This window comes from Pantoea sp. RIT-PI-b (genome assembly GCF_001187905.1).
GTDB lineage: Bacteria > Pseudomonadota > Gammaproteobacteria > Enterobacterales > Enterobacteriaceae > Pantoea > Pantoea nemavictus.
This window is the reverse complement of record NZ_LGIS01000020.1, coordinates 179137-202550: the sequence shown is the minus strand read 5'-3', so window position 1 is coordinate 202550 and position 23414 is coordinate 179137. Positions and strand designations below refer to the sequence as shown.

General features: G+C 51.1%; 24 protein-coding genes. All 24 read right to left on the bottom strand.

Going from position 1 to position 23414, the window contains the following annotated elements; genetic code table 11:
* Positions 1–37: 37 nt before the first annotated feature.
* The 24 genes from AC790_RS13610 to AC790_RS13490 all read right to left on the bottom strand — a co-directional run bounded on the left by AC790_RS13610 (position 38) and on the right by AC790_RS13490 (position 23400).
* The gene (locus tag AC790_RS13610; RefSeq protein WP_049852148.1) at positions 38–1558 is read right to left on the bottom strand and encodes a recombinase family protein; all 1521 of its coding nucleotides are present in this window, start codon (positions 1556–1558) and stop codon (positions 38–40) included.
* A 26-nt stretch (positions 1559–1584) separates the two neighbouring features.
* A complete protein-coding gene (locus AC790_RS13605) occupies positions 1585–1884 on the bottom strand; it encodes a hypothetical protein (RefSeq protein WP_049852147.1) in 300 nt (99 codons plus the stop codon).
* The gene (gene umuC / locus AC790_RS13600; RefSeq protein ID WP_049852146.1) at positions 1881–3143 is read right to left on the bottom strand and encodes a translesion error-prone DNA polymerase V subunit UmuC; all 1263 of its coding nucleotides are present in this window, start codon (positions 3141–3143) and stop codon (positions 1881–1883) included. Before umuC ends, AC790_RS13605 begins: the two co-directional genes overlap by 4 nt.
* Positions 3143–3382 (bottom strand): hypothetical protein, encoded by a 240-nt coding sequence (locus AC790_RS13595; protein WP_049852278.1) that lies wholly within the window; start codon positions 3380–3382, stop codon positions 3143–3145. Before AC790_RS13595 ends, umuC begins: the two co-directional genes overlap by 1 nt.
* A gap of 397 nt (positions 3383–3779) precedes the next feature.
* Positions 3780–3977 carry a hypothetical protein gene (locus tag AC790_RS13590; RefSeq protein WP_049852145.1) on the bottom strand — a complete coding sequence of 66 codons (198 nt, stop codon included), beginning with the start codon at positions 3975–3977 and terminating at the stop codon, positions 3780–3782.
* A 153-nt stretch (positions 3978–4130) separates the two neighbouring features.
* Positions 4131–5258: an acyltransferase gene (locus tag AC790_RS13585; RefSeq protein ID WP_235440739.1), complete on the bottom strand. Its 1128-nt coding sequence runs from the start codon at positions 5256–5258 to the stop codon at positions 4131–4133.
* Positions 5259–5344: 86 nt separating this feature from the next.
* The gene (locus AC790_RS25135) at positions 5345–7351 is read right to left on the bottom strand and encodes a hypothetical protein (RefSeq protein WP_049852143.1); all 2007 of its coding nucleotides are present in this window, start codon (positions 7349–7351) and stop codon (positions 5345–5347) included.
* A gap of 57 nt (positions 7352–7408) precedes the next feature.
* Positions 7409–9901, bottom strand: coding sequence for a host specificity factor TipJ family phage tail protein (locus AC790_RS13575; RefSeq protein WP_049852142.1), 2493 nt, complete (start codon positions 9899–9901; stop codon positions 7409–7411).
* Positions 9825–10280, bottom strand: a complete 456-nt coding sequence (locus AC790_RS13570) for an NlpC/P60 family protein (RefSeq protein ID WP_049852141.1) — start codon at positions 10278–10280, stop codon at positions 9825–9827. Before AC790_RS13570 ends, AC790_RS13575 begins: the two co-directional genes overlap by 77 nt.
* Positions 10273–10743: a hypothetical protein gene (locus AC790_RS13565; protein ID WP_049852140.1), complete on the bottom strand. Its 471-nt coding sequence runs from the start codon at positions 10741–10743 to the stop codon at positions 10273–10275. The genes AC790_RS13570 and AC790_RS13565 overlap by 8 nt, the downstream gene beginning before the upstream one ends.
* The gene (locus AC790_RS13560; protein WP_049852139.1) at positions 10743–11240 is read right to left on the bottom strand and encodes a hypothetical protein; all 498 of its coding nucleotides are present in this window, start codon (positions 11238–11240) and stop codon (positions 10743–10745) included. Before AC790_RS13560 ends, AC790_RS13565 begins: the two co-directional genes overlap by 1 nt.
* A 2-nt stretch (positions 11241–11242) precedes the next feature.
* Positions 11243–14704 (bottom strand): tape measure protein, encoded by a 3462-nt coding sequence (locus AC790_RS13555; protein WP_049852138.1) that lies wholly within the window; start codon positions 14702–14704, stop codon positions 11243–11245.
* Positions 14705–14766: 62 nt separating this feature from the next.
* Positions 14767–15441 carry a DUF6246 family protein gene (locus AC790_RS13550; protein WP_049852137.1) on the bottom strand — a complete coding sequence of 225 codons (675 nt, stop codon included), beginning with the start codon at positions 15439–15441 and terminating at the stop codon, positions 14767–14769.
* Between the two features lie 59 nt (positions 15442–15500).
* A complete protein-coding gene (locus tag AC790_RS13545) occupies positions 15501–16247 on the bottom strand; it encodes an Ig-like domain-containing protein (RefSeq protein WP_049852136.1) in 747 nt (248 codons plus the stop codon).
* A gap of 26 nt (positions 16248–16273) precedes the next feature.
* A complete protein-coding gene (locus AC790_RS13540; protein WP_049852135.1) occupies positions 16274–16657 on the bottom strand; it encodes a hypothetical protein in 384 nt (127 codons plus the stop codon).
* On the bottom strand, positions 16654–17022 hold the full coding sequence (locus AC790_RS13535) for a hypothetical protein (protein ID WP_049852134.1): 369 nt from the start codon (positions 17020–17022) through the stop codon (positions 16654–16656). The genes AC790_RS13540 and AC790_RS13535 overlap by 4 nt, the downstream gene beginning before the upstream one ends.
* A 2-nt stretch (positions 17023–17024) precedes the next feature.
* Positions 17025–17372, bottom strand: a complete 348-nt coding sequence (locus AC790_RS13530; protein ID WP_049852133.1) for a hypothetical protein — start codon at positions 17370–17372, stop codon at positions 17025–17027.
* Between the two features lie 166 nt (positions 17373–17538).
* Positions 17539–17940, bottom strand: coding sequence for a hypothetical protein (locus AC790_RS13520; RefSeq protein WP_049852131.1), 402 nt, complete (start codon positions 17938–17940; stop codon positions 17539–17541).
* Between the two features lie 57 nt (positions 17941–17997).
* Complete coding sequence (locus tag AC790_RS13515; RefSeq protein WP_049852130.1) at positions 17998–18294, bottom strand: hypothetical protein; 297 nt, start codon at positions 18292–18294, stop codon at positions 17998–18000.
* A gap of 9 nt (positions 18295–18303) precedes the next feature.
* Entirely contained in the window at positions 18304–19401 is a 1098-nt protein-coding gene (locus AC790_RS13510; RefSeq protein ID WP_049852129.1) for a major capsid protein, read from the bottom strand.
* Positions 19402–19415: 14 nt separating this feature from the next.
* A complete protein-coding gene (locus tag AC790_RS13505) occupies positions 19416–19862 on the bottom strand; it encodes a hypothetical protein (protein ID WP_049852128.1) in 447 nt (148 codons plus the stop codon).
* Positions 19862–21136, bottom strand: a complete 1275-nt coding sequence (locus tag AC790_RS13500; protein WP_049852127.1) for a hypothetical protein — start codon at positions 21134–21136, stop codon at positions 19862–19864. Before AC790_RS13500 ends, AC790_RS13505 begins: the two co-directional genes overlap by 1 nt.
* A gap of 13 nt (positions 21137–21149) precedes the next feature.
* Entirely contained in the window at positions 21150–22112 is a 963-nt protein-coding gene (locus AC790_RS13495) for a phage minor head protein (protein WP_049852126.1), read from the bottom strand.
* A complete protein-coding gene (locus AC790_RS13490; protein WP_049852125.1) occupies positions 22060–23400 on the bottom strand; it encodes a hypothetical protein in 1341 nt (446 codons plus the stop codon). The genes AC790_RS13495 and AC790_RS13490 overlap by 53 nt, the downstream gene beginning before the upstream one ends.
* Between the last annotated feature and the right edge of the window lie 14 nt (positions 23401–23414).

The following is a 23414-nucleotide window of genomic DNA, read 5'->3' as shown; positions in this document are numbered from 1 at the left end:
GTTTGCCATGGACTGGCGCCAAGATAATTATCGGCGTTTAGAGGATTACCTCATCTTGTTCTAAGAAAGCCATGGCATCAAGTATAGATGCCCATCCTATTGACTTAGTCAAAGGATAATTCAAAATCCGCATCCCATTGTGTAGGTAAATATCACAAGTTTTTGATCTGCCATCAAGTTTGATATCTTTAATCAAGCTTCGTGCTAATGCCTGATATTCTTTTCTGTCACTGATATTTAGGACATCTAAAGCGGCGACTGATTTTAGGTCTCTCTCTATTTGTATATCAGCCATAGATTTTTTTAATTGCCTTATTTCATTCGATAGCTCAGAGGCTCTTATAGTTAACTCGCTAACGTCTGGAGCCAGCTCGATAGCTTTAATTATATTTTGAAGCTTTCCTGTTAGCTCCATATGCTTAGCTGTCATCGAAATTAGAGCTTCGTCTTTTGAGATCTTCATATTCATACCAGAAGCACCATTTAAGACGCCAGTTATTAAATAGCGATCTGTTAAATCTCTTCTTACTGCCTCTGTTATGCACCTATGTTGGCGCCGCATTGAACACACGTAGTAGCCATAACCTTTAGTATTTATTCCTGTCAAAATAATAGCGTGACCACATTGTTTGCAATGCATTAGGCCTTTGAATACATTGATAAGATGAGGGTTGAAGTTCAAATTGCGCCTACTTTCAGGCTCGTAACTAATTCGCTGAACACGTTCAAAATCTTTTTCATTTATAATCGCCGGGTAATAATTAGGTATTTCAGCAACATCAGGAACGGTTATGCGATAGGAAGGAACTAGATATCCTATAACTGCTTTTGCTTTAACAAGTCGCTCAATAGAAGCAGAATTCCATTGTGCAACCTTCCCTCGGAGGTTTGCTTTTCCCTGCATATTAAGTGTTTGGCTTATTTTCTCAAAAGAAATTCCATCAAGCCGCATTTGAAAAATATACCGTACAATGTCAGCCTTATCTTCTATAATATCAAAACCATCACCTGAAATTTTTACTTTTAACCAGTACGGGCAGTGACGAGTCATGATTTTCCCCGTCTCAGCAGCCTGCTTACGCTTTTCAGCCCAAACCGCTCGCTGCCGCTTTGACTTAATTTCGCTTTCCTCATTTGCTCGTTGAGCAATAAGAATTGCTTTGATAATAGAGTAGGGATCGTCGAGAGAATCACGGGTATAATGAGTGCCATCACTCAACGTAACCACATCGATCCCAGCCTTTAGTATTGCCCTAAGACGCTCTGTCGCATCACCTATTTTCTCGCGAGACAAACGGTCCAGACTTTCTATAAGAAGTACGCTTCCGGCATCAATTAACTCTCTTTGCACTGCCTCCATGAATTCGGAAAATGCACCGGAAATCGCGTGTTGGCCTCGATAAGCGCTTAAGCCCAAATCCTCAAATGTAACTGGATCAAGGTAGTAATCAGAGTTTTGTTTTAGCCATTCTTCAATAAGCTTCTTCTGTCGTCTTACGGAATCGCCCTGGACTTGCTGTAGAGAAGAAAAGCGTAGATAAGCGATAGCCCTTTTCATAGTTTTCTCCGCTTAACGGGAAAAAACTAAATTATAGGTCGCGCATCGTCGTATACGCATGATACTTCATGCGTCACAACTCCCATAACCGCCACATCTTCCAATAAGTCATCAGTCATGAATGCACCGTCTTCAGTAATGATGCGGCGTGGCTGAATCATGATCATCGCCCACTCATACATGCCCGACATATCTATCAGCACAGTGTCACCGTTTACCGGGTAACGCTGCTTATCGATGATGCACCTGCGGCCGTTCAGCTCCACCATGCAGCAGGCATTGCTGACTGGCAGGATGTGCTGCAGCGGCTGAAGCAGAAACGTCACTTCGCCACGGGCAGGTCTGACATTCTGGTTGTGTATGCCGGCGACAACATTTCGCGCTTCATCTCCCATGATTTCTGAATACCCTGTCCTGCAAACCATAATTTACCCTTCCCGCTCTGGTTGAGGCCATCAACGACACGCATCAGCGATTCGCTGTTGGCCTGTGGTTTGAATTCGTCAAAGAGATTGAGCTGTGAAACGCCCTGGCTGTAAAAGTCGCCCAGCATCACGCCTGCTTTCATATACCGGCACCCGTCGCGCCATATGTGGTCGAGCCCCTGCATAGCAACCCGGATGATGTCGCGCGTGTCATTTGTTGGAGTGCGCAGCTTGCCCATTGCCTGGTTGCCATAGAACACCTCCCCTTCGGCATGTGGGCTGGTTCTGACGAACACGGCTACCTGACTGCAATACTGGTGCTCTCTTCTCAGCTTCTCTGCGGCACGTTCTGCATAAGAACAAACCGCCTGGCGCATGTCTTCGTATTCGGTGATGCGTGAGCCGAACGATCGGGAGCAAACAATCTGTTGCTTAGTTGGCGCGAATTCTTCCAGCTCGAGGCATGGCTCGCCGCGAAGTTCGCGTACTGTGCGCTCAAGCACGACGTTGAAGTGTTTACGGATGATGTAGGTGCTTTGCTCTGAAAGGTCTTTAGCGGTGATGATGCCCATCGCGTTGAGCTTCTTGCTGATGCGCCGGCCAACGCCCCACACCTCTTCTACCGGCACCAGTGCCATCAGCTTTCGCTGCCGATCGGCATTCGACAGGTCAACGACCCCACCGGTCTGTGTCCACTTTTTAGCGGCGTAATTGGCAAGTTTGGCCAGCGTCTTGGTCTGAGCTATACCAACGCCTACGGTCAGATGAGTATCGCGCTTAACGCGCTCACGTACTTCGCGGCCGAAATCTTCCAGCACACGGCAGTTGCGTACGCCGGTCAGGTCTAGGAATGCTTCGTCTATCGAGTAGACTTCAACGGATGGAGCCATTTGTTCAAGCGTCGTCATCACCCTATTCGACATATCCGCATAAAGCCCGTAATTGCTGCTAAATACATGAATTTTGTGGCGCCGGATATCGTCCTTTAGCTTAAAGTAAGGCGCACCCATTGGGATTTTTAACGCCTTCACTTCGGCGCTGCGGGCGATAACACAGCCATCATTGTTACTCAGAACGAGCACTGGCTTGCCGCGCAAATCAGGTCGAAACACCGTCTCGCAGCTGGCATAAAACGAGTTAACGTCAACGAGCGCAAACATCACACGCCGCCATTGGGATTGAACACCTGAAACGTGCGCTCTTCACCATCTGCGGCTGAGATGTCGCGGAACGTCGTAGTGTGCATCTCGATCCAGCTATTGGCTGCCCGGAGAGTGTAGTGCCAGTTAAGCCGCTCCAGTTCGCTCACAAAGTCGAGCGTGCTGATAGTGAAGCGGCCTGATGCATCTCGCTTCATGGCCAGCTTAAAGGCCATCATGATTTCGTAGTCGCGGGGCATGGTCATCTCCCTCCCTGATAGATACTGTATATAAATACAGTAATATCGATCGATGGAATTGATCAAGTCGCTGCACTTGAGGAATTTGTAAAGGCATTGGTAGGTAAAGAAATTTAGTTTTTTAATTGCTGGAATTTTGACTTGAGCGATTAGAAATCTACGCTTAATTAGCAACATATCGTTGCTTTAACGGGGAAAGGAAATGATGAAGAGCTTCTTAGGCGGGATGATCATAATTACAAGTCTAATGACATTAGCAGGTTGTCAGCATGACAGTCCTGCTGTAGGACCGGACGGCAGACCGCACGCGCCAAGTGGTGAGTCCGTACCAGGCGGCCCGTTAGGTAAGGGCCCGGTTGGACAGCCTCAGGCATGATTGAAGGTCAGCAGGCACTGTTTAGTGCTTGCTGACCCCAAAAAGATACATCGCAAGCTCTGCTACGCATCTCCGATCCGCATCTTCAAACATGCCGGCAAGGTGTTCGACCAGTGAATCATTGGTGATTGGAATTCCCTCTTCCAGCATGACAATTACCGCCTGGCCAATTACGGAACGCGCCGCATCAAAGGCAAGGTCACAAACTTCAATGTCCATGCATCCTCCTTTTAAAGAGGTTTACCGTACGCCCGTGAGGTAGTAATGGCATAAGAAACGGCTCAAATGGTCTAACCTGAGAGTTACATCCGCAGCCTGCATGAAGATGGACGCGGTTTTAACCTGCCCCGTCGCCGGGGCTTTTTTGTTAATTCAGTTTGCAGCACTAGCCGCGTCACCCGTAAATTTCTTTCGCCTGATTCTGGCAGCTATTTTATGACCAATATTTACGCTTGGTTTTTCAATAAGATTATATGTTATGTATGACATCACAAATGTCAGAATAAACAGAATCAGGAATAGAGTAGCGCCGCCATTTGCCTTATAAATACCAAAGTCACGTAGATAAATACCTGAAAGCTTTTTAACTACCATATGGTTTATGTATAGCGAGTAAGACATCTCGCCCATCCACAACCAAAATGCTCCAAATTTTATGTCAACATGTTTGCATAGCATTACTAGAGATCCAACTAGCATGAAAGAATATAGCCCCCAGCGCTGAATGCCAGCCCCTCGATTATACCCTGAAATTATTAGAGCTACTGAAACCCAGAATACACAAACCATTGCTATAACAAAAAGACGTGATTTTGTCACACGGTCGCTTGATTGCATAAATAACTCAGCAATAATCATTCCGTAGATAAAATCATAAACTATTGGGTTAGATATAAAAGTCAAATTCTTTATTATGTAATCATCATCCAAGTCCCTGGTGATAGGGTCTATTTGCATAAAGCCTCTGAAATACATCTGAGCTGAACAGACCATCAGTATCATTATAAAAATACTAACAGGCGTCCTGAATTTATGGCTCACAAAAATACCTACTGCGAAAACAGCATAAAACAAAACTTCATAAGTCAGCGTCCATGCCGGTAGGTTTATGCTGTAGCCATACCATGGACCAATGAAATTATAATCATTAGGTATTAACAAGGCGCTTTTAACTATGTTAGATACCTTATAAGAAGTGGAAGTATCGAAAAGCAGCAATAATAACAAAGTGACTATATAAACAGGATATAAGCGGAAAAATCTTTTAATGATAAATTCAGTCGTTGTATTACTGTCAGAGTTCTTAGAAGAATAAACTATTATAAAACCACTGATAACAAAAAATATATCGACACCGACCTCACCTAGCCCGAAAAGGCGGTCACCGATATCAGCTTGAGCATACACACTGTTCAGATATTGCCTAAAATGAAAGGCGATAACTAAAAGGACTGCAACACCCCTAAGCGCCTGAATTGAGTCTAATTTGCTGCTTTTCACGTTACATTTCCATGTAATAATTTACTTAATTATAACGATACTGAGACGTCATGCAATCAATTGCTAGCTCCATGTTAAGGCTGATTTTACTTGATTATCTGAAGTGTCAATCGTGTATACAGCGCATAGGAGCTTGATGCCTGCCCCGTCTGATACGTGATTGTCGAACCATCAGAGGCTTTACTCTTGATAGTAACAGCACCTGATGCTGCTTGAGCTGCACTACTAGTTACAAGAAAAGCTTCCGCATGAATTATTTTATAACCTGATGGTGGGCTTATAGTTGCAGTACCATCGGCGGCAAGTGTTGTGGATGTGTAATCAAGAGCGACACACTTTCCCCTTCCCATGTAAGTATAACCAGATGGGATTAAATAATTAGACATATAGGGGTCATTGATAGTTTCAATGTTTGACCAGAATCCATTCAATGGATGAATAAGTCGTGATGAACCAAAATAATTTTTAGTATTTCCAAAATAAATGCGTGAATTCGCCTCATTAGTTGTGCAAAGAAACGTATTAGCAAAGTCCGTGGCATTGCTCATATCGCAGGTCATATTTCTAATGGTAACGCATGATGCATTAAGAGCATAAAAATACGAGTTATTAGTGGCAGGGAGAAGTGCAAGTTCACTAACACTTGTCAAGGCAGCCATAGACTGGAAGGCTCCGTGTTTACCAGTCGTATTCAGTAGCTTGTAATCCTGAGTCCAAGATTCATTCATGGTGACAGTGCTACCTGATGCATAAAGATGTACTCCCTGCCATGCTTCAATACCTAATTGCGTGACATCAATGCTATCGCAATCTATCAGAGTCACGGCTACCGCAGTTTCATTAGCATAGTCATAGTTTGGATATGTGCTGTTAGCTAATGCGCCTTCAACGAACCCCTTTATAATAACGTATTTGGCTTTGCGTAAAACAACACCAAATGGCCCAGCATCCGCCTCGATCCTGATTTCACTGGCTGTAACAGCTTCTCCAGTTGCGGGGGTGTATTCTGGAGATGATGAGACAGCATCAATGAATATATGTTTATGGTTGGAGTCACCTCGAACAGTCAACTTATGACCCCATGCAATATATCCAAATAGACCGTATTCATTACCGTTAGGTGTCACATCAATATCTGCTTTAATCGCATTATAAAGGTGAATACCTAGGCGACTGGTGGCCTTTGTAGCCGAGCGACGGGGCACCCCTCGGGTTAGACGGAATCCTTTGAATACAATACCACGCACGAATTTATCTGCACTTCCCGCGGCGGCGGCATCCATTACTCGCACGATCGCATCCTGTCCGAAAGCAAGACCCGATGGTGGGTTGCTTCTGGTCATCGTAGTCCCGCCGGAGTCTGTCATAGTACTGTCGGAACCGTACCACTTACTATTTACGCCGAGCGAAAGATAATCACTGGATCCAAAGTGATAGTTTGCATATGTCGGACAGCGAACAGCCACTTTACCGCGTGAATTGTTATCAGCTTTTTGGCATGCAGCCCAGTCTATTGTTTGAGTAAGTGCGGTTACGAATGGATATACTGCCTTTGCTGCCGCGAGAGTTGCATAGCGTTCGGATAGAGGATGTACCGTGCCGTCACCAATAGCGCCAAACTGCTCAGGTGTGACCCAGGTGATAACCTGATTTAGGGTGCCGCCCGCTGACATGCCGATCATGCTGGCACCTACGGATGAAGCTAGCATGGTCTTGAGCGCAGCATCTCCGATGCTCACCCATGCCCCCGGCCCTATGCCGCCAGTGCTCTCCGGAGTTGATCCGGCTGTAACTGTTTTAGGTACTGATCCAGACCAGCGGTAATATTCGCCATTCGAACTCCAAAGCAATGCTTCATTTGGTAGTGTCAATGTGGCACCACTTTCGAAAGACTGCTTCAGAATCCAGCCGAACCCGCTAATGGAATCAAACGCCAGTTGGCGCAAGCCTTCTATTGTGTAGTGTTGGCTGCCGAAGCGATCGGTGTAACGAAGCGCTAAAGAAGTTACAAACTCATCAATTTTACCGGCGTTAAATTTCAGATCGCGCGGGGATTCACTCGGTACAGCGTTGGACGTAGGTTGCGTAGCCATATTTTTTCCATAAAAAAAGCCAGCGCTATGGCTGGCTTGGTGTTGGATTAATTTTTGTCAGGGGTAAATCAGGTCGCTGTATTCCGCGAGTTTTAATGCTGTGGTGCCGTCGCTGTTGGGCTGTTTCTCGCTGATGACCCAGCGCGTGGCATCAAGCTCTTCCGATGTGGCTATGACATACCGGGATGGTGACTGAACTTCATAACCGTCGAAGATGTTTAACTCCATAGCAGGAACAGCAGCCGTAAAGCCAAAAGCAGTGTTGGCGATCGGGGCGGCTGCATATCTCGCGGAGGTATTGCCCAGCGAATCAGTGATGACGACAAACATCGAGCCAGAGAAATTGATGCGCTCACTGGTTTCGAAGTCATTACCGACTCGCGACACGATGTAACCGGCCTGCTGATTGGTGTCGTAAGTGTCCGGCACCTGCACCATATCGCCTACGTTCACCCACTCACCATCTGCCAGCGCGGTGATCGCCATACTCATGCGCGAGTACAATAATCGCCTGCATTCCTTCTGTGCGCGGTAATCCGCCTGGAATGAATCGCGGATATACATCATTTCGAACTTCTTCGCCTTGGTGGGCTGTCCAAGTTCGATTTGATTATTGCGGACACGGTAGCGGACAAATGCCTGCTTGTTGGTGACCGGGTCGCGATACTGAATCTCCACGCCGTCGTAATCGCCCGGTAGAGTCATCTCGTAGCTAAGGGAATATCCGCTATCAACCGTGTTGGAGCGGTTGAACACAGTCACTGCCCGGTCGCGCTTTTCATCCAGCGTGAACGAGAGAACGCCATCATCCCAGAACACGCTCACCCCAGCCGCATCACATATGGTTTCCATGCGTGAGCCCAGAGATACGTCCTCATCGTCAAAGGTGTAATCGCAATAGCCGAGGCGTACGTCTTTAGCGTCAATCTTTGCCTGTATCTGGTACAGACCATAAATGTCGATGCTGCTCTCCGCCTGACCTCCAACTGTCAGCCAGTTGAATATCGCGATATCCGCAAACTTACGTGACGGGCGCAGCGCATAATCAACCTTCTGGGTCGTGCTGTTGTAGCTGATGACGTAGCGGTTAATTAGCGCGTTGTATTTGCGATCGCGGGAGCTGGTAGCCTGTTCAGTAGCCGTCACTGTTACGGTGACTAACGTATCATTGGGATAGCTAACGTTAGTGCGTTTCCGGACAATGTGAATCATCTCCACCTTCATCACGGAGTGATCGCTACTGGTGTTCGTGCGGGTTATCTCAACTGCGTAGCGACCGGAACCTGCAGCGGGCGTAAACTTGAAGGTTCCATAAAACATGTCGCTTTTGCCGGTATAGTTTTCCTGGCGCCGGCTGAAGGTTTCTGTCGTTCCCGGAATCTGATTATTGTCAGAATCAACCTTCCAGAACGTAATCTGCGCAACCGCATAATCGCCGTCACCATGCCCCAGTTGTGACTGCAGGTGCACCCATAGCTCTGTTCCTTCAACAGGCGAGAAGAACGGGCCTACGGTCAGCGGCTCATTGTCATTCAGCGTGAACAAAGTGGTGTTTACTACGGCATTGGCAGGCGTTGAATCATAATCACTGCCGCTCAGGTTGCCGAAGGTGAAATTGTAGAAATATTTTGGGTTGGTTACCGCGCCATCACTGGTCGTTGTGGCATCAATCAGATCGCCATATAGAGTGATGTTTTTCGTTACCGGCCCGCTCACCGTGGTGTAGGTAACGTTTACGATGAAAGAAACCGCGTGCGGCTTGGCTAAATCGTAGAAATACACGAATGCGTTATTGCGTGGGATCGTGATTTTAGCCTGTCCGGCAAGAAAGCTCCCTGATGTAACGCTATTAGTGGTCGCCGTCTGCGCCGGGAAATCACTACTCTCGTTTGGTCCGGGCAGCTCCTGACCGTCAATGTCATCGAAAGTGAACCCCTCGTTTATGAGCGGTATCACCTGACCCGGCTGGTATACGACATACGAAGCGCCTGCCAGGGCACCAAGGTTCGACTCTGAATAGCGCACTGAGCTGACATCATATTTGCCCAGGCCGAAGTTCATCCACTCCGTGACCTTTTTGTCGTTGCTGATGTATTCAAAAATGGACTGCTGAATCAGGTCAGGGAATGAGCGAATCAGGCCAAAGTTATCCGGCCTCGCTTCACCATTTCGTGCGATGTTTGTCTGCCCCTTCAGACTGTTGTTTGGTGACGTCTTGCTGTTACCCGCAGCAGCACTGGCATTAGGCTGCTTGATTAGCCCATTCATTATTTTCTGGGTGAATTTAATGGGGTTAAAGTGCTCAAGCGGATTCAGTAATGTACCAACAAGACCACCACCTTTCGGCTGGTCAAAGATGATTACGCGATCGCTATCCTGCAGCGTTATGCCAACCTCGTCATCATCACTGATTTCTTTGCCGTTCACATTGAGACGCATCTCAGCGTGCAGGGTTGATTCAGACAGCCAGTCGCTAAGCAGCGTTCCCGCAGGTACCTCCACGCGCTCTTTTGGCAGCCCCGGAACACGCTGTATCTCTATCACTGGCATACGAATAAAACTCCACTCTGGTAAACAGTTTCTGAATGGTGCGAATGTGGTCAGAGCGAACGTGCCCATTCTCGCCGCGGCTGTGCAGTGCACGCCCATCAATCACAAGGCCTACGTGCACCGGCTGCGTCCCGTAATAGGCAACAAACATGTCGCTTTCACTGAATGAATCACCTTTGCGCCAGTAGACAATCTCGTTAAAGAAGCAGGTGGCGAAATCGCTTTCCGCCTCATAACCTGGCACGTCGTGCAATTCAGTGCCGAGAACATGCCGGTAATACAAGACGATTAATCCCCAGCAGTCGGCGCCATCAAAACTACAGGCGCGGTTACGCCAGGGCATTCCTTCAGCCCTCTGGAGAAACTCATCTTTACGCATTCTGGAGTCCGGGGAATTCTTCGATGTTGTAGAGGCGGCCAACGTTGTTGTTAACCGGGTTTTTGAGGGTTAGAGAACACGTCACATCGTTAGCGTCCATGGAGACATCGGATACATAGAGTGTCCATGGCTTGAGTGGCGTGTTCATATCCCTGGCATCGAATTGCTGATAAGTGGCGGATATAGGCGTCAGTCTGGCATATGCTTTCCAGGCTTTAAGTTGCTGCTTAAAATCCTGTGCCAGCCGGCCAAACTTAACGGAGCAATCAATAACCGGCGTGCTGCTTTGCTGGCTTTCAATTACCTCCATCCGGCATGGTTGGTATATCTGACCGGCAAATGTTTTCGGGAATATTTGCCTGTTAACCAGACGAACATACCCAAATACCGGACTATAGAAGGCCAGAGTGTCATACAGAATCTGGTTAGGCCGCTGGCTTTTCACCTCTCTGAATGTAGGCATTACGGCACCCTCGGCAGCGATTCCGGATCGCGATTATCCGGATAACCAGTCACCACAATATCCAGCCAGCTATCCCACGGTGGTGGCAGCTCGATAAGGATGTCATCAAAGTCATCATCAGAGTTTTTCAGCTCGCGAGCGATTACCGTGCCTGTCCAGGTGAACGTTGAACCACTCTGGTTCCAGGTAGGATATGCAGTGAAATGCAGCTCCTGCTCTTCCAGTCCACTGTCGCCAGTGCCCGTTGATATGGGCATGCTGAACCATTGATTGGCGTTATCCAGATAGTTGGGGCTTCTCAGCCACTGATAAAATGCCCTGTGCTGTGATGAGGTGAATATCCATGTCAGGTTAAACGAGGCCTTCAGGTCATCCGTCAGCTTCTGAAAGATTGGCGCACCCACCTGTGGCTGGTCGGTGCGAAACCCTGTGTCATTGGTGACGTTCTTGTTCGACTTCTGAGCCAGAGGAAGCCAGTCTGGGTATGGAATTGCCATGGTTATCCTCTTGCTTTGCGTGGAGCCTGGAAGTTGCTCGTCAGCGCATTGCTGATTCTGCCTCCCTGATTCAGATCTGCGACAATTACGTCAATCGTCACGCCATTACCGTCATTGCTTGTCTGTGCATCAACCGTTGCTGACGTGTAATTCTGGATGTTGATGACCACACCCCCAGATGCCGTCGCGCTGCCACCGCCTGAGCTCAGGTCTTTATTGCTGATAACAGAACCGTTATCGCCGGGGATCATGTACTGGCTGCCATTACTTGCCCGGTAGATTTCAGGCATGCCGCCCTCACCCACCTGGTACATTGAGCCAGCCGACACCGGGCCGCCGTTCTTACGCTTGCCTGCGATCGAGCCTGACAAAGCCATGACGCCGAGCAATGCCGCCAGACCAACTACAGCAGCGCCACCAAACGAACCAATGGATGCCACCAGTGCTGCGGGCGTCCATGCTGCCAGTGTTACACCTGCTGCCGTGGTGCTTGCTGCCGTTGTAGTGGCTGTACCAGCAACGGACGCGGCGGTAGTAGTGGCAACAGCTGTCGTTTGCGCTGCGGCGCCCATTACTGCCGATTTCACCCACTCAACGCCCATCTGGACGAAGGAGTTAATCAGGCTGTTAATGGCGTTGCTTGCAAGAGATGACATGGCCTCTTCAGCGGTCATGCTGCCGGTAACCATTCCAGTGAAGGCATTGGAAGCATTGCCAGCCAGCGAATCAAACGACGCGGCAACAGCTTCGTTACCGACGCTCTGGTTGCGCCACATCGTCCACATCGCCGCGGTGCGCTGCTGCTCGTACTGCGTGTTCAGAGAATTACGCAAGGCGAGGCTTTGCTGCTCAGTAATGACTTTTTGATTCTCGAATTGCTGGATTAGCGCGAGCTTCTGCGCGTTTTCATTGGCAAGCTGCTGTACCGGGTCGACTGTGCCGGCGGCGGCCTGCTGAGGAGTGACAACCTGATCGGCGCGGATTTTCGCAAGGCTGGCCTGATGCTGCTGCTCCAACTGTTCAGACGTAGCGTTGTATTGCTCCTGGCTGATTTTCTTCGCGGACAGCGCAGCATTCAGATCGTCTACGTCCTGTTTGTAGCTCGCGTTCTCTTTGGCTTCCGGCAGTAGCTTCTCAGCTGCAGCCTGGGCGCGAATCGCATTGCCAGTATCCCATTTGGCAGCGGCATACTTTCCTGCTAACTCAATATCTTCCTTAGTTGCAGCGCTGCCAAGTGATTGCTGGGCCGTTAGAATGGCCTGCTCACGGCTCAGCTCTCTGGTGGAGTCACCCGCCAACTCTGATTGCTGTTTGAGGTTGGCAAGCTTTTGCGCGATGGATTCGGCTTGCGTTTCGGCCTTCTTACCTTCAGCAACTCCTGCGCGAGTCTCCTTGTTGCGGTTTGCCTCGGCCTGCTGAAGGTCGTATTGCGCTCCAGCAAGCTCGCCAGCTGTGTTTATCTGGTTCTGGTTGCCGCCCTTTGCATTGGCCTCCATCCGTGCTTTGGTTACTGCGCGAAGGCGTTTATCCGTGATGGCCAGCAAAGCGTTTTCAGACTCGAGGTCTTTGTTGTAGGCATCTGCCTGATCGCTTCGCGGCAACTGCAAGCTGGTTGAGTTGAATTTCTCTTTCGCCCTACATGCAAAATCTATGGCATTGCCAAACTGATTCATCAGGCCTGAAGCAACGCCAGCAGCGTCGCCATCACGCTTAAGCAGGTCGATACCCTGCGCGAACGTGCCATTCATCTGTGCGCGAAGAATACCGGTCTTGCTGACCGTCTGGCTCAGCTTGTTTTGCGCTGTCTCATTCTGCGCCAGCAACTGCGTGTGCTCGCTCTGTGCATCAGTCAGCTCAGAGAGTGTCAACTTGTAGAGCAGGCTGCCTTCCTGAAGATAACTAAGCGTGCGGCGCAGGCGAGACTGTTGCAGCTCATTGGATTCAAGACTGGACTGGTTATCCTTGATCGCATCTGCCTGTGCCTTGATAGATTTGGTGGCGTTGTCAATTTCAGCGGCAAGCTGAACCTGACTCATGCTCTTCATCTTGGCAATCACGCCGTCAAGTTTGTCAGCGAAATCGATGCTCTCCTGACGAGCCTGCTGCATTTTCTGATAGAAATAGAAGATGCCAGCAGCAGCAATCACGGCTGCGCCTGCCGGGCCGCCAATTAACGCGAGTGCGCCTTTGGCTAGCCCGCCAATGGTTGTTGTAGCTGCTGCAGATGCCGCCGTCGCGGCTCGCGTAGCCGCTCCCTCAGCTAATTGAGCCTCTGCATATGCCGCTGAGCGCTGAATTGCAATCGACTTCATGGCTGTCAGGTTTTCAAGCGCGAATGCCTCCGCCGCCGATCCTCGAGCAACGTTGTATTCCGTTTGTGCCAAAGCGAGGTTAGATAACGCCTGCTCTTTGTCGAGACCCGCTTTCACCGCCGTAACTCGCGCTGCGTTGGCAGTTGCTGCAGCTGATTGCGCAGTTGCTGCCGTCTGAGCCTTAGCAGCCAGAGAATCATCTATGCGTGCTTTAGTTGCCAGCGCTAGTGCGCCTGCGAACCGGCCTCCAAAGATGACGGCAGCGACAGCAATAGCATTGGCCACGATGTCCAGATTCTGGCTGAGTGAAATAACGCCTTCATTAAACACGCGAATTGATGTTGAAACGCTGGAACTCTCACCGACAAATTTGGTGATGTTGTTGGTGGCGATCGTGAATGCCTGACCCATTGTGGTTACGGTATTAGCGAATTCTTTTGCGATCGCACCGCTTTGTTTCAGGAGGCCATTTACCACGACTTCAGTGGTTAACTTGCCTTCTGCGGCCATTTTCCTCAGCTGACCAATGGTGACACCCAATGAATCAGCAAGCGCAACAGCCAGGCGGCTACCGTTCTCAGATATGGAGTTAAATTCTTCACCGCGCAGAACGCCGGATGCCAGCGCCTGTGAAAGCTGCGTCATGGTTGAGCTGGCTTCTTCGGTGGTGGCACCTGAGACTGCAAGACCTTTGTTAATGGTCGAGGTCAGTGTGATCAGGTCTTTGGTGCTTGTGCCGGCGCTGCGAGTCGCACGCTCAAGGCGACCGTAAAGCGTTGCAGTTGCTGCCAGGCTGCTCATGGTGTTTTGCGATATGTCGAAAACACGCTGAGTGACTTCTGCCAATGATTCATTGGCGCGGACGGAGTTTGCGAGCTTGTTATTGACCGTTACCCACTCGTTGCCATACGCAGCTACCTGCTGCACAGAAATGGCGGCAATTACACCACGCGCCACTGCGCTCAGGCTGGTCATGGTGCGCTGCATAGAAGCGACAGAGCGCTCCGTTCTGTTGACGCTGGCCTCCAGCCTTCCCATGCTTCCGCCCATGCCATTCAGCGCGGCGTCTACTTCGCGGCGGGCCGCCAGCAGGCGAGCGGTATCCATATCCACTTCATAAATGATGCTGCCTGCGTTTAAAGTGCCTGCCATTCGCTATTCTCCGGGCATAAAAAAACCCCGCCGGAGCGAGGTTTGTTATTTCATTGGTTTAATCAGGCTGCATTTGCGAGCCTTTTGGCCTTTTTGGCAAGGTAATCATCCGCAACGGCATCGTACTCTTCGCGCGTGAATCCCTTCTGGTCCGGGTATTTGGCGTTCAACATGTGCTGAAATTCTGTCATGGTCAGCCGCTCAGCCTCTTCCCTGCTGATGCCGAAGTGATTACGCGCGGCGCTGATGTATTCGAAGGCTGAAAACTCGGATGTTCCGGTGCTGTTCTCGTGTCGCTGTAACTGGCGCACCTTAGCTTTGCCGATGATGCCGTGAGTGATGAGCGATTGAGCTATCAGCAATATTTCGAAGTCTCCCATCTGGCCGGCGCGGCGCTTAAATGCCCTTCCTTTAGCTTTTGCCGGGCGAATTTCACCAATCAGCGGTGAGAGGTCCATATCACTACATGCCTCCATCACGGTTATGGCTGCCATTAATGCGCGTTTGCCGTATGAGCTGTTGCGGACATGTTCGATAAGCCATGCTGGAATATGCCCGTAAGCCGCTGCGGCACGCTCAATAAGCGGCGTCACCTCATCGCTATGCAAGTCGTAAAACGCCTGCACGATCTCCTGCGGCCCACCAATGCGCATCATGTTGGCAAACGATGGGCGAAACATGTAATCAGTGTCATTCGTTGATATCAGGCACTCGCCAATCTCTTTCATCGGGGTCATGAGTTAATCCGGTAAAAATCATTTTCGGGGCCACCAGGTGGAAGCCCCTGAAATGGCTATTACGAAGCGGTTACGGTCACTGCGGTAGTGCCAACTTTCGCACCATCGGTTGTGGTGAACGTTGCATTGCCGGTACCAGCCGCTACGCCAGTGATAAGACCTGATGTGCTGATGGTGAACTTAGATGTGTCAGATGACGCCCATACACCAGATTTATCCGTTGCATCACTTGGAGCCACTGCCGCCGCCAACTGACGAGTGGCACCCACAGCGACAGAGGTTGTGGCAGGGGTCAGCGTTACGCCGGTCACAGGTACTTCGTTATCGGTGTCGACAACCTGAATGGTGTCGGCATCGGCTACTTTGAACTCGGTAGAGAAAGTGATGATGTCGTTTGTGCCACCGTCTGAGCTCAGTGCGTTGATCAGCATGTAGCCGATGAATGTCACCGGGCCGAACTCCATGCGCACCCACAGCGTTGGCTGGCGAGTTGCCTGAATTTCGGTGTTGAAGTACTTAATCAATCGACCTACGCCGAACTGATCCAGTTTGTCATTACGGCGCACCTCACCCTCAAACGAGATAGTGAAGTCAGCATTGGTCACGATATTTTCAACATAGCCTTTGGTGTCATCTGCATCTGATGTCACGCTGTTAGGCGAGAAGTCGAAGCCTTTACTGGTGCCAGCAGCCAGAGCTTTCCACTCCGACTCCAGCGGTACCGCATCGGCGCAACCATCGGCTACTTCGAGCACAATGGCGCGGCCAAACAACTTTGTGTTGTCCGTTGGGCAATTTGCTGCCATGGGTAATTCCTCTTTGGTGTTATCGGCTATTCGCCGTACTTGATTGCAAACTGAAGCCGATAGACCAGGCGGCCTTCGGTGGTGAGAACTGGCGAGGGAATTCCGCCGAAGTTCTCGATATAGCCGATACAGCTATCTGAAATTGAGTTGGTTTGGATGCTGCTGATAATTTGCTGCACGCGCTCATCGACCGCTCCGTTGCCACCTTTCGAGCCGATCACGTCGACCATCACATAATATTCGGCGCCCAATTCATCGCGGATTGGAGAGCCGCCATTTGGCCTGAACACCATGAATGAGTCGGTCAATTTGCCGCTGTCATTCCAGACCAGCAATTGCGTGGTGAATCCAGCAGTTAGGCCAGCATCAACAAAGTGATTGCGAACGCGCGTATGCATTGGAGGGTTCAAAGCGACATCTCCTTGTGGACTGAGCTATCAATCAGCGATCGCTCATCCTCAAACCCGAGTGTCAGAAACTCTTTTTTGGCCGTGGCGCGACGGAATCTCTGCGGGTTCGCTGGGTCATGGACGTAAGCCGCATAACTGGCCGTATAGCCCACTCGTCCGGTTATACGCGTACCATTTACGATGATTTCCCGGAACTGACTGTTAATCAGAAAAGAAGTGTCGATGGCGGTATAAAGCGCCGCACGCGTACCACCAATGAGCATCGCCACTGTAAGCGCGCGAACAATGCGCCGGTCCTGAATGTTATCGATAGCGCGGTTAACGTTGCGTGAAACCTGCCTGATGCCTTTTACTTTCACGCCCATGGCTACACTCCGGTAATTATCGCCCAGTCATCTGCGATGCGATCAAACGTGTCTGCGTACTGAATTGAGCGCATAACTTCGTCAGCGCCTGCTTTGATAGGGTCTGATTCGGAAGATTCGCCGATGAAAAGGTAATCGCCACGCTTTGCTTCGGAAAACTCGGTCCAAAACGTATTGCTCGCAGTTAACTCTTTACCAATATCGCCAAGCCTTGATGAAAGCCCTCCCTCATAGTCACAATCGATGAGTACAGGCGCGGCAAATCCTAATGAATCGCCGTACTCGTCCTCACCTAACTTGCGCCAGTAGGTAGCTTTAGCCGTATATGACCAATTTGCTGTAGCGGTCACTGCTATTTCCTCCAACTGGTCACTGAGGGTTTCTCAGCAGCAATGCGCGGGCAGTTAATCACCCACTCGCCGCCGCTGTTCACGTAGCCGGTTGTCTGCCGGCCGTTTGAAGTTTTCACCCACACGCGGTCGAATGGCTTAGGCGGTTGTGATGCCGGTAGCCAGCTCATCGCTTATCACCACACATGCAACCACCCTTACCAATCCAGATTCCGGCAAACGCTTGCTGAGTTGGGTCGGCCGGTATCAGTGCAGACGCGCAACCGAATTTATCCAGCCCTCGCAGCAATCCGAGCGACCCTTTCCACCGATCGGCGAATGAGCCATAGCGGAATGACCTCGAAGCACCAGATGGGGCTGACTGAGAGCTGATGTATTTATCGCCCTGCCCCAGCCCCATCATTCCTAACAGGTACATTTGAATTAGTAATGCTGTCGCTGGCGTGTAGTTAGCGTCCAGACATTCCTGAATGCTGTTCGCCTGCTCAACCAGCGCCGCGACGATAAAGTCTGGCAGCGTAATACCCTGGCTCACCAGATACTCTTTTGCCTGTTCCTGGGTAACCATGAATACCTCTTAGCCCCGCCGAAACAGGGCATAAAAAAACCGCCATCGCGGCGGCTGTTATTCAGCAGGGAAAAGCTTTTCGAGCTCGCCATCTGGTAACAGCTCCGTCAGCTTGTCAGCTCCAAGCGTGCCTTTGTACTCGATGCCGAGTTCATCCAGACGTTTGGCGATCGCTTCTTTGCGCGCCTGCTTATCGGTGCCTGCATTTGGAGTTGCTGGTACCAGTTCAGCCGATGCTTTGTCAGATAGCTTACGCACATGCGGCTTCAGCGAGGGATGAACCGTTTTCAGCTCGACCACATCACCCTTTGCCACGCCGTGCCACGGCTTAATCACTTCGTATTTGTCAGCCATGATTGCTCCTTAAGCCAGGTTGGCGCCATAGACAACGCCGGACAAGCCTTCGCCATCCTTTTTAATCTGCAAACCTTCAGCAGACATGATCTGGAAGTTGTAATTGCTCTGCGGCTTCGGGCGCGGCAGCGGCACAACACCGACAGCCATACCAACCAGCGGAGAGATAACGTCCTGACGGCGTTCATAGGCGATGAATTCATTGCCCGAAAGCGCATAGGTCATCTGGATAGACTTAACCGGGATGAACTTGCTGATCGCATCCAGCACAGTGCCGCTCAGGATTGCATTGGTGCCGGTGTTGATGTCTACCAGGTAAGGCTTCGCCATGTTCGCCCAGATTTCAGGGCTAACCCACATCTTGTCGTAAGCGGTCACTTTGTTGGTGCGCGCATTCACACCAAATGGGCCAACCGGACCGAAGAACGCCAGCAGTTGCGCCGGGGTCGCGGTGGTCAGATTGATATTCGCGCCGCCGGCGCCGCTACCCAGATTAATCTTCTGAGTGTTGCGGTGGTTCTTGATGCCCTGCGCTTTGTAACCATCAACAGAGATGGATGCATCGCCGTTCAGGTAGAAGTTGACGCGCTTTTTGTGGAACTTGCGCATCTTGGCAGCCTGAGAGTCCAGAGCAAGATCGATGCCTACAGTGCTCAGGCCTGCAGCGTGACGCCAGTTGACGCCATAACCAGCGGTGAACACCGGAATCGGGTCGCCATCAGAACCGAATTCTGTGTGGTCGAAGGAGTACGGCGCCTGACCATCGATGCTGATCGATACGTCGTCGGCGATATCGCCAGAGATGTTGTACAGTTTCGCGGTTTTGCCAATCGGCAGAACGGTCTGCACGCCCATTAGGTCATTGACGATTTCCATGCCAATTTCCTGATCGCGCATCTGGATAATCTGGCGGTCAATCTCAGCCCAGAATTCGCGAGTGAAGCCGCCGATGGCATTCGCTGCCAGCATTTCATGCGTCATGCGCGCGCGGAACGCGTTGACCATCATGTCGTGCTGGGCATTGAAGATGTCACGGTTCGCCCACAGCTCATTCCAGTGTCCGCGCAGTCGGCTGTTAGCAGCCAGTGTTTCAGCGGTAAAATACATTCTTATTCTCCTGATTAAGCGCCAGCGGCAATAGTGCCGACGCGCGTACGAACACGGATGAAATCAAAGGTGCTCGCGGCAATGGTCGCTTCGTCCTGGCTGTAGCCGATTACCGAGTCGGTGTCTGAAGTTGCCAGTGTGAAGTTGCCATTGGTGCCGAGCTTGATCGGGGAATCCTTCTCATAGGTTCCCGGCACGCAGCGCAGCGCGAGCTCACGGCCTTCCTCGACGTAATTACCCACAGCAGAATCACCAGCAGGCACAGCCTCAGTGATGTTCAGGCCCTGATGGTAAGCAACGTCGATGATGTAGAGACGACCAGCCAGCGCGGTGGCCTGCGCGAACTCATTGTCGTCATTGATGACTGCCGCGGTACCCGGCTGCAGTGCTGCAGCGGTAACGCGGGTTTCGGTCTTGTACAGAGACTGACCGTCAATATTTACTCGACGATAACGTGCCATTACGCAGCACCTCCAAAGTAAACAGCCGGATCTGGTGCGCCGGTCACAGGTGGGTTTTTGGCGCTGTTTGCACCGATCTGGGTGGCTTCACCAAGCTTGCTGAACATCTCTTTCAGCGCTTCGCCTGTCAGCGCATTAGCAATGATGTCGCCGTGCACCGCTTTAACTGCATCTCGCATGGTCTGTTCTTCGGCGCGTGAGTTGGCCGTCAAAGCATCAGAGAGCGTTTTCTGATTCGCCTGAATGCCTGAAAGCGCTTCGGTAATTGGCTTCAGTGACGCTTCGTTGTTCGCAGCAATAGCGCTGCTGACGATAGTGCCGATCTGTTCCAGTTCTTCTTTGGTTAAAGGCATATCGCCCTCCGTTTGGTGGTTTGTTGCAGGAGCTTCCTGCGGAGTGAATAGTGATTTGAATTTGTTGGCAGCGATTGCCACCCATGATTCCTGACGAGCTACCTTTGAACCGGCATCATCGAAAGTGATTTTCCCGCCGTCGCTGCTGTAGCCGTAAACCTGAGCGTCGCCACCATTGCGAATGACGATCGCCTGCGAATCGGTGAAGTCAGCAATCCACGCGTAATCGTCGGGTCCGGTTACAAACTTGTCTCGGGCAGCCTGTTCGATACGGCGCTCGCGCTCGCGATAGGATTCGCCAACCAGTGCACCTGAGTTAGCTTTGAGTGATTTGGCCTGGTCAGCGTTAACCATCAGGCCAACACCCTGCTCTGGCTGTGCAGCACCGACCTCATGCAGCAGAATGGCGTCGTGGTCCATAGCGTTGATCTTCGCTACCCACTCTATGCCCTGCGACTTCTGCTCTTCGTTAGCTTCCAGCTGCTCAAGGAATACGGCGACGCTGGTATGAATCGGCGGCACGTCTTCACCGCGCTCAATTGCTGCTACGCGCTCCAAAAGCTCGCGACCGCCTTCACTCTGATTGGCAACAACGGTATCAACCCACTTCTCTGCGTAAATGCGGTTGCCAGATTTCTTCACATTGCGGTTCCACGCGCCGATATGTCCGGCGTTGATACCTTCAGGTGAGAATGCGGAAACAAACTGTCCGTCTACGGTGGGGTGTCCAAGTGGCGCCAGCGTTCCTTCCAGCCCCTGATAGTGAGCGTCGATTTCAGCGGCTGAATACAGACCGCCGTTCATCACAACGTTGGCCGGCAGCGTGTAACTTGGCAGAACCAGGTGAGCACGCCCGTTATGCGTTTCACGGCGAATAGCCTGACTGTTCACCTTGGTGGTGACGTTGACCTGCATAGTCATGGTTATCTCTCGATTAAGCCGCGTGCCTGTGTCCGCAGCAGTGATGTGATTGGTTTGCGGCGAGTGATTTCCACTGCCTGAATTCTTTCTGCGCCATCTCGACAACTTTCGAGTTAACCGGGTTGCCTTTGGCATCGACCAGTACCTCTACCTGCGAGCATTTGCAATTGATCGCATTCGCTCCGGTGGCGTACCACGCCCTCACCTCTTCGACTGTGTAGATGTGAGCATGGCGAAAAGCGTGAGACTGGCGCGTTGTCGGGCTTAGTGCGGAGAAATGCATGAGCCGGATATTCAGCCCGAGGTTTTTCTTTGCTTCGTCAGCCTCATCCCATCTGGCCCTGCGGAGCGCTGTAGTCAGCTCTGTGCGAGCGATGGTGTTAGCCCTGCGCGATTCAATGCCAACCTGATTTCTCAGATTGCGAGCCACTACCGATGGATGCAGCCCGCGCCCCATGCCATCCGTAAGCACACGCGCCATGTTGCGCTTTGTCTCAGCTGACAACCCTTTCATCTCTTCGAACTCACGCGCATAGACCAGCGACATTCGACGCTGATAAGGCTCGCTAAGCAGAAGCGACTGAAGTGATTGCCGGTCAGCCAGATACGTTGCTGACTGCTGAGAAAGGTTCGCGAACGCCTGAGCTGTACCGCGCACAGCAGCCGCCTCAACATAGGTCTCAGTGAACCAGTGGTGGCTCTGCTCTCCCTTTAGAAGAATGGAGTCAGTAAGCACGCTGGCATCATTGAGCGTCATGGTGAGGATGAGCGGGTCAATCTGGTATTCGTAACTGGCATTAACAACGAGGATTGCAGGGAAGCGTTCAAGTGCGGCGATGTAGGCTTTGCCGATCCGTTTCATGCGGCTGGCGAAATCCTTCATCGCCTTGCGCTCTAACCGGTCGATGCCGGTCGGGTCTTGCTTATTGCTGGGTAGAATCGCCGGTTTGGGCGTTGTCGTCCTCTTCGCCATCATCAATCTCCGGCAATGGTTCGCCGCCGCCCGGTTCATAACCAGCCGCTACGCGAATTTCATCAACTGTGAATACCTGCTCACCAGATGCGAGAGATGTCTGGTTGATGGTGCTCATCTTGGTGGCGCTATCCAGTTTGTCAGATGGTGACTGCTCGTTGAGCTCATCCCACACAATGCTGAACTTGCCGACCGGCTTGATGATTTGCAGATAGGTCAGCTTGTCGACCATATCCTCAATGTCGAACGACAGGTCGCCGCGGCGAGACTGGCAGCGGCCATTAAAGTAAATCTGGTCTTCCGTGCTGGCACGCTCTCCTGACTGATTACCAACGATGATGCGCGATGGCATGTCTACGGATGAGCTGAAGGTCTTCAGGTTCACGTCATAGGTTGGCGATGGGTCAGCAACGGCTGATACCAGCGGTGTTACAGTCGCGCCCTGAGTCGTTAGCGTGGTGTCATTGCCGCGGTTAACTTCGACGGCTACCTCATCAAATCGCGCCTGCAACTCATTGACGCTGACGCCATAAAGCGAGGCCAGATTGTTGAAGTCGATTTCTTTATCGAAGTTGATATTTAGCTGGCGCGCGGCGTTCTTCAGGAATGATTCACCTGAACCACCTTCGACTTTCTCAAGGCTGACACAGGCGTTATATCCAGGCTCGAGGAATCCGATTTCATCATCCGACATGTCTCCAATTATCAGGACGCGATCGGGATGTATGTCGCGCTGCGCCGTGCTGCCATCGGACAACGATTCGCTGTACTGCCACATTGTGATGGCGCCATTGTTGTCACGGCTACCAACCTCCAATGCGCTGGCCCATACCGGCGTAATTTTCTGTAGCGCCTTACCTTTTATGACAGGCTGGTCCCAGTTTTTGCTGTCTTTGATGTGCAGGAGGATACCAGCCCAGCGACCAACAAGGCGTCGCATGTCAGCTTTGGCGAATGTTCGCCAGAATCGGTGAGTGAAGACCTGATTACTGGCCTTCTCCCACGCGGTTAACTCGCGTGAATCGTCGGATTGCTCACCCTCGATTACCTGCGGATTCGTTTTCCAGCAGTTGGTGACAAGCTTATTCACTGCACCATGAGCGATACCGCCACGCCGGTAGAGTTTGTAAAGGTCATCGAATGACAGGTCATCTTTGAAGCCGTATTCGCACCACGCGCTTTCACGCTTGGCATCCAATCCCATGCCGGGGTTGATTAGCATGGCGCGCGCACGGGCAAGCCTGACGTCATTCAGCGCGTGATTGACGGCTAGCGTTAATTTGTCAGTCATGGTTTGTCCGTCGG

Excerpts from the sequence above, each read along its gene's own strand:
- AC790_RS13495 (WP_049852126.1), bottom strand. The coding sequence starts at position 22,112 with ATGATGGCGAAGAGGACGACAACGCCCAAACCGGCGATTCTACCCAGC.
- AC790_RS13505 (WP_049852128.1), bottom strand. The coding sequence starts at position 19,862 with ATGGCACGTTATCGTCGAGTAAATATTGACGGTCAGTCTCTGTACAAG.
- AC790_RS13610 (WP_049852148.1), bottom strand. The coding sequence starts at position 1,558 with ATGAAAAGGGCTATCGCTTATCTACGCTTTTCTTCTCTACAGCAAGTC.
- AC790_RS13560 (WP_049852139.1), bottom strand. The coding sequence starts at position 11,240 with ATGGCAATTCCATACCCAGACTGGCTTCCTCTGGCTCAGAAGTCGAAC.
- AC790_RS13490 (WP_049852125.1), bottom strand. The coding sequence starts at position 23,400 with ATGACTGACAAATTAACGCTAGCCGTCAATCACGCGCTGAATGACGTC.
- AC790_RS13595 (WP_049852278.1), bottom strand. The coding sequence starts at position 3,382 with ATGCCCCGCGACTACGAAATCATGATGGCCTTTAAGCTGGCCATGAAG.
- AC790_RS13520 (WP_049852131.1), bottom strand. The coding sequence starts at position 17,940 with ATGGTTACCCAGGAACAGGCAAAAGAGTATCTGGTGAGCCAGGGTATT.
- AC790_RS25135 (WP_049852143.1), bottom strand. The coding sequence starts at position 7,351 with ATGGCTACGCAACCTACGTCCAACGCTGTACCGAGTGAATCCCCGCGC.
- AC790_RS13515 (WP_049852130.1), bottom strand. The coding sequence starts at position 18,294 with ATGGCTGACAAATACGAAGTGATTAAGCCGTGGCACGGCGTGGCAAAG.
- AC790_RS13500 (WP_049852127.1), bottom strand. The coding sequence starts at position 21,136 with ATGACTATGCAGGTCAACGTCACCACCAAGGTGAACAGTCAGGCTATT.
- AC790_RS13510 (WP_049852129.1), bottom strand. The coding sequence starts at position 19,401 with ATGTATTTTACCGCTGAAACACTGGCTGCTAACAGCCGACTGCGCGGA.
- AC790_RS13590 (WP_049852145.1), bottom strand. The coding sequence starts at position 3,977 with ATGGACATTGAAGTTTGTGACCTTGCCTTTGATGCGGCGCGTTCCGTA.
- AC790_RS13545 (WP_049852136.1), bottom strand. The coding sequence starts at position 16,247 with ATGGCAGCAAATTGCCCAACGGACAACACAAAGTTGTTTGGCCGCGCC.
- AC790_RS13570 (WP_049852141.1), bottom strand. The coding sequence starts at position 10,280 with ATGCGTAAAGATGAGTTTCTCCAGAGGGCTGAAGGAATGCCCTGGCGT.
- AC790_RS13550 (WP_049852137.1), bottom strand. The coding sequence starts at position 15,441 with ATGACCCCGATGAAAGAGATTGGCGAGTGCCTGATATCAACGAATGAC.
- AC790_RS13565 (WP_049852140.1), bottom strand. The coding sequence starts at position 10,743 with ATGCCTACATTCAGAGAGGTGAAAAGCCAGCGGCCTAACCAGATTCTG.
- AC790_RS13555 (WP_049852138.1), bottom strand. The coding sequence starts at position 14,704 with ATGGCAGGCACTTTAAACGCAGGCAGCATCATTTATGAAGTGGATATG.
- AC790_RS13535 (WP_049852134.1), bottom strand. The coding sequence starts at position 17,022 with ATGGGCGTGAAAGTAAAAGGCATCAGGCAGGTTTCACGCAACGTTAAC.
- AC790_RS13575 (WP_049852142.1), bottom strand. The coding sequence starts at position 9,901 with ATGCCAGTGATAGAGATACAGCGTGTTCCGGGGCTGCCAAAAGAGCGC.
- umuC (WP_049852146.1), bottom strand. The coding sequence starts at position 3,143 with ATGTTTGCGCTCGTTGACGTTAACTCGTTTTATGCCAGCTGCGAGACG.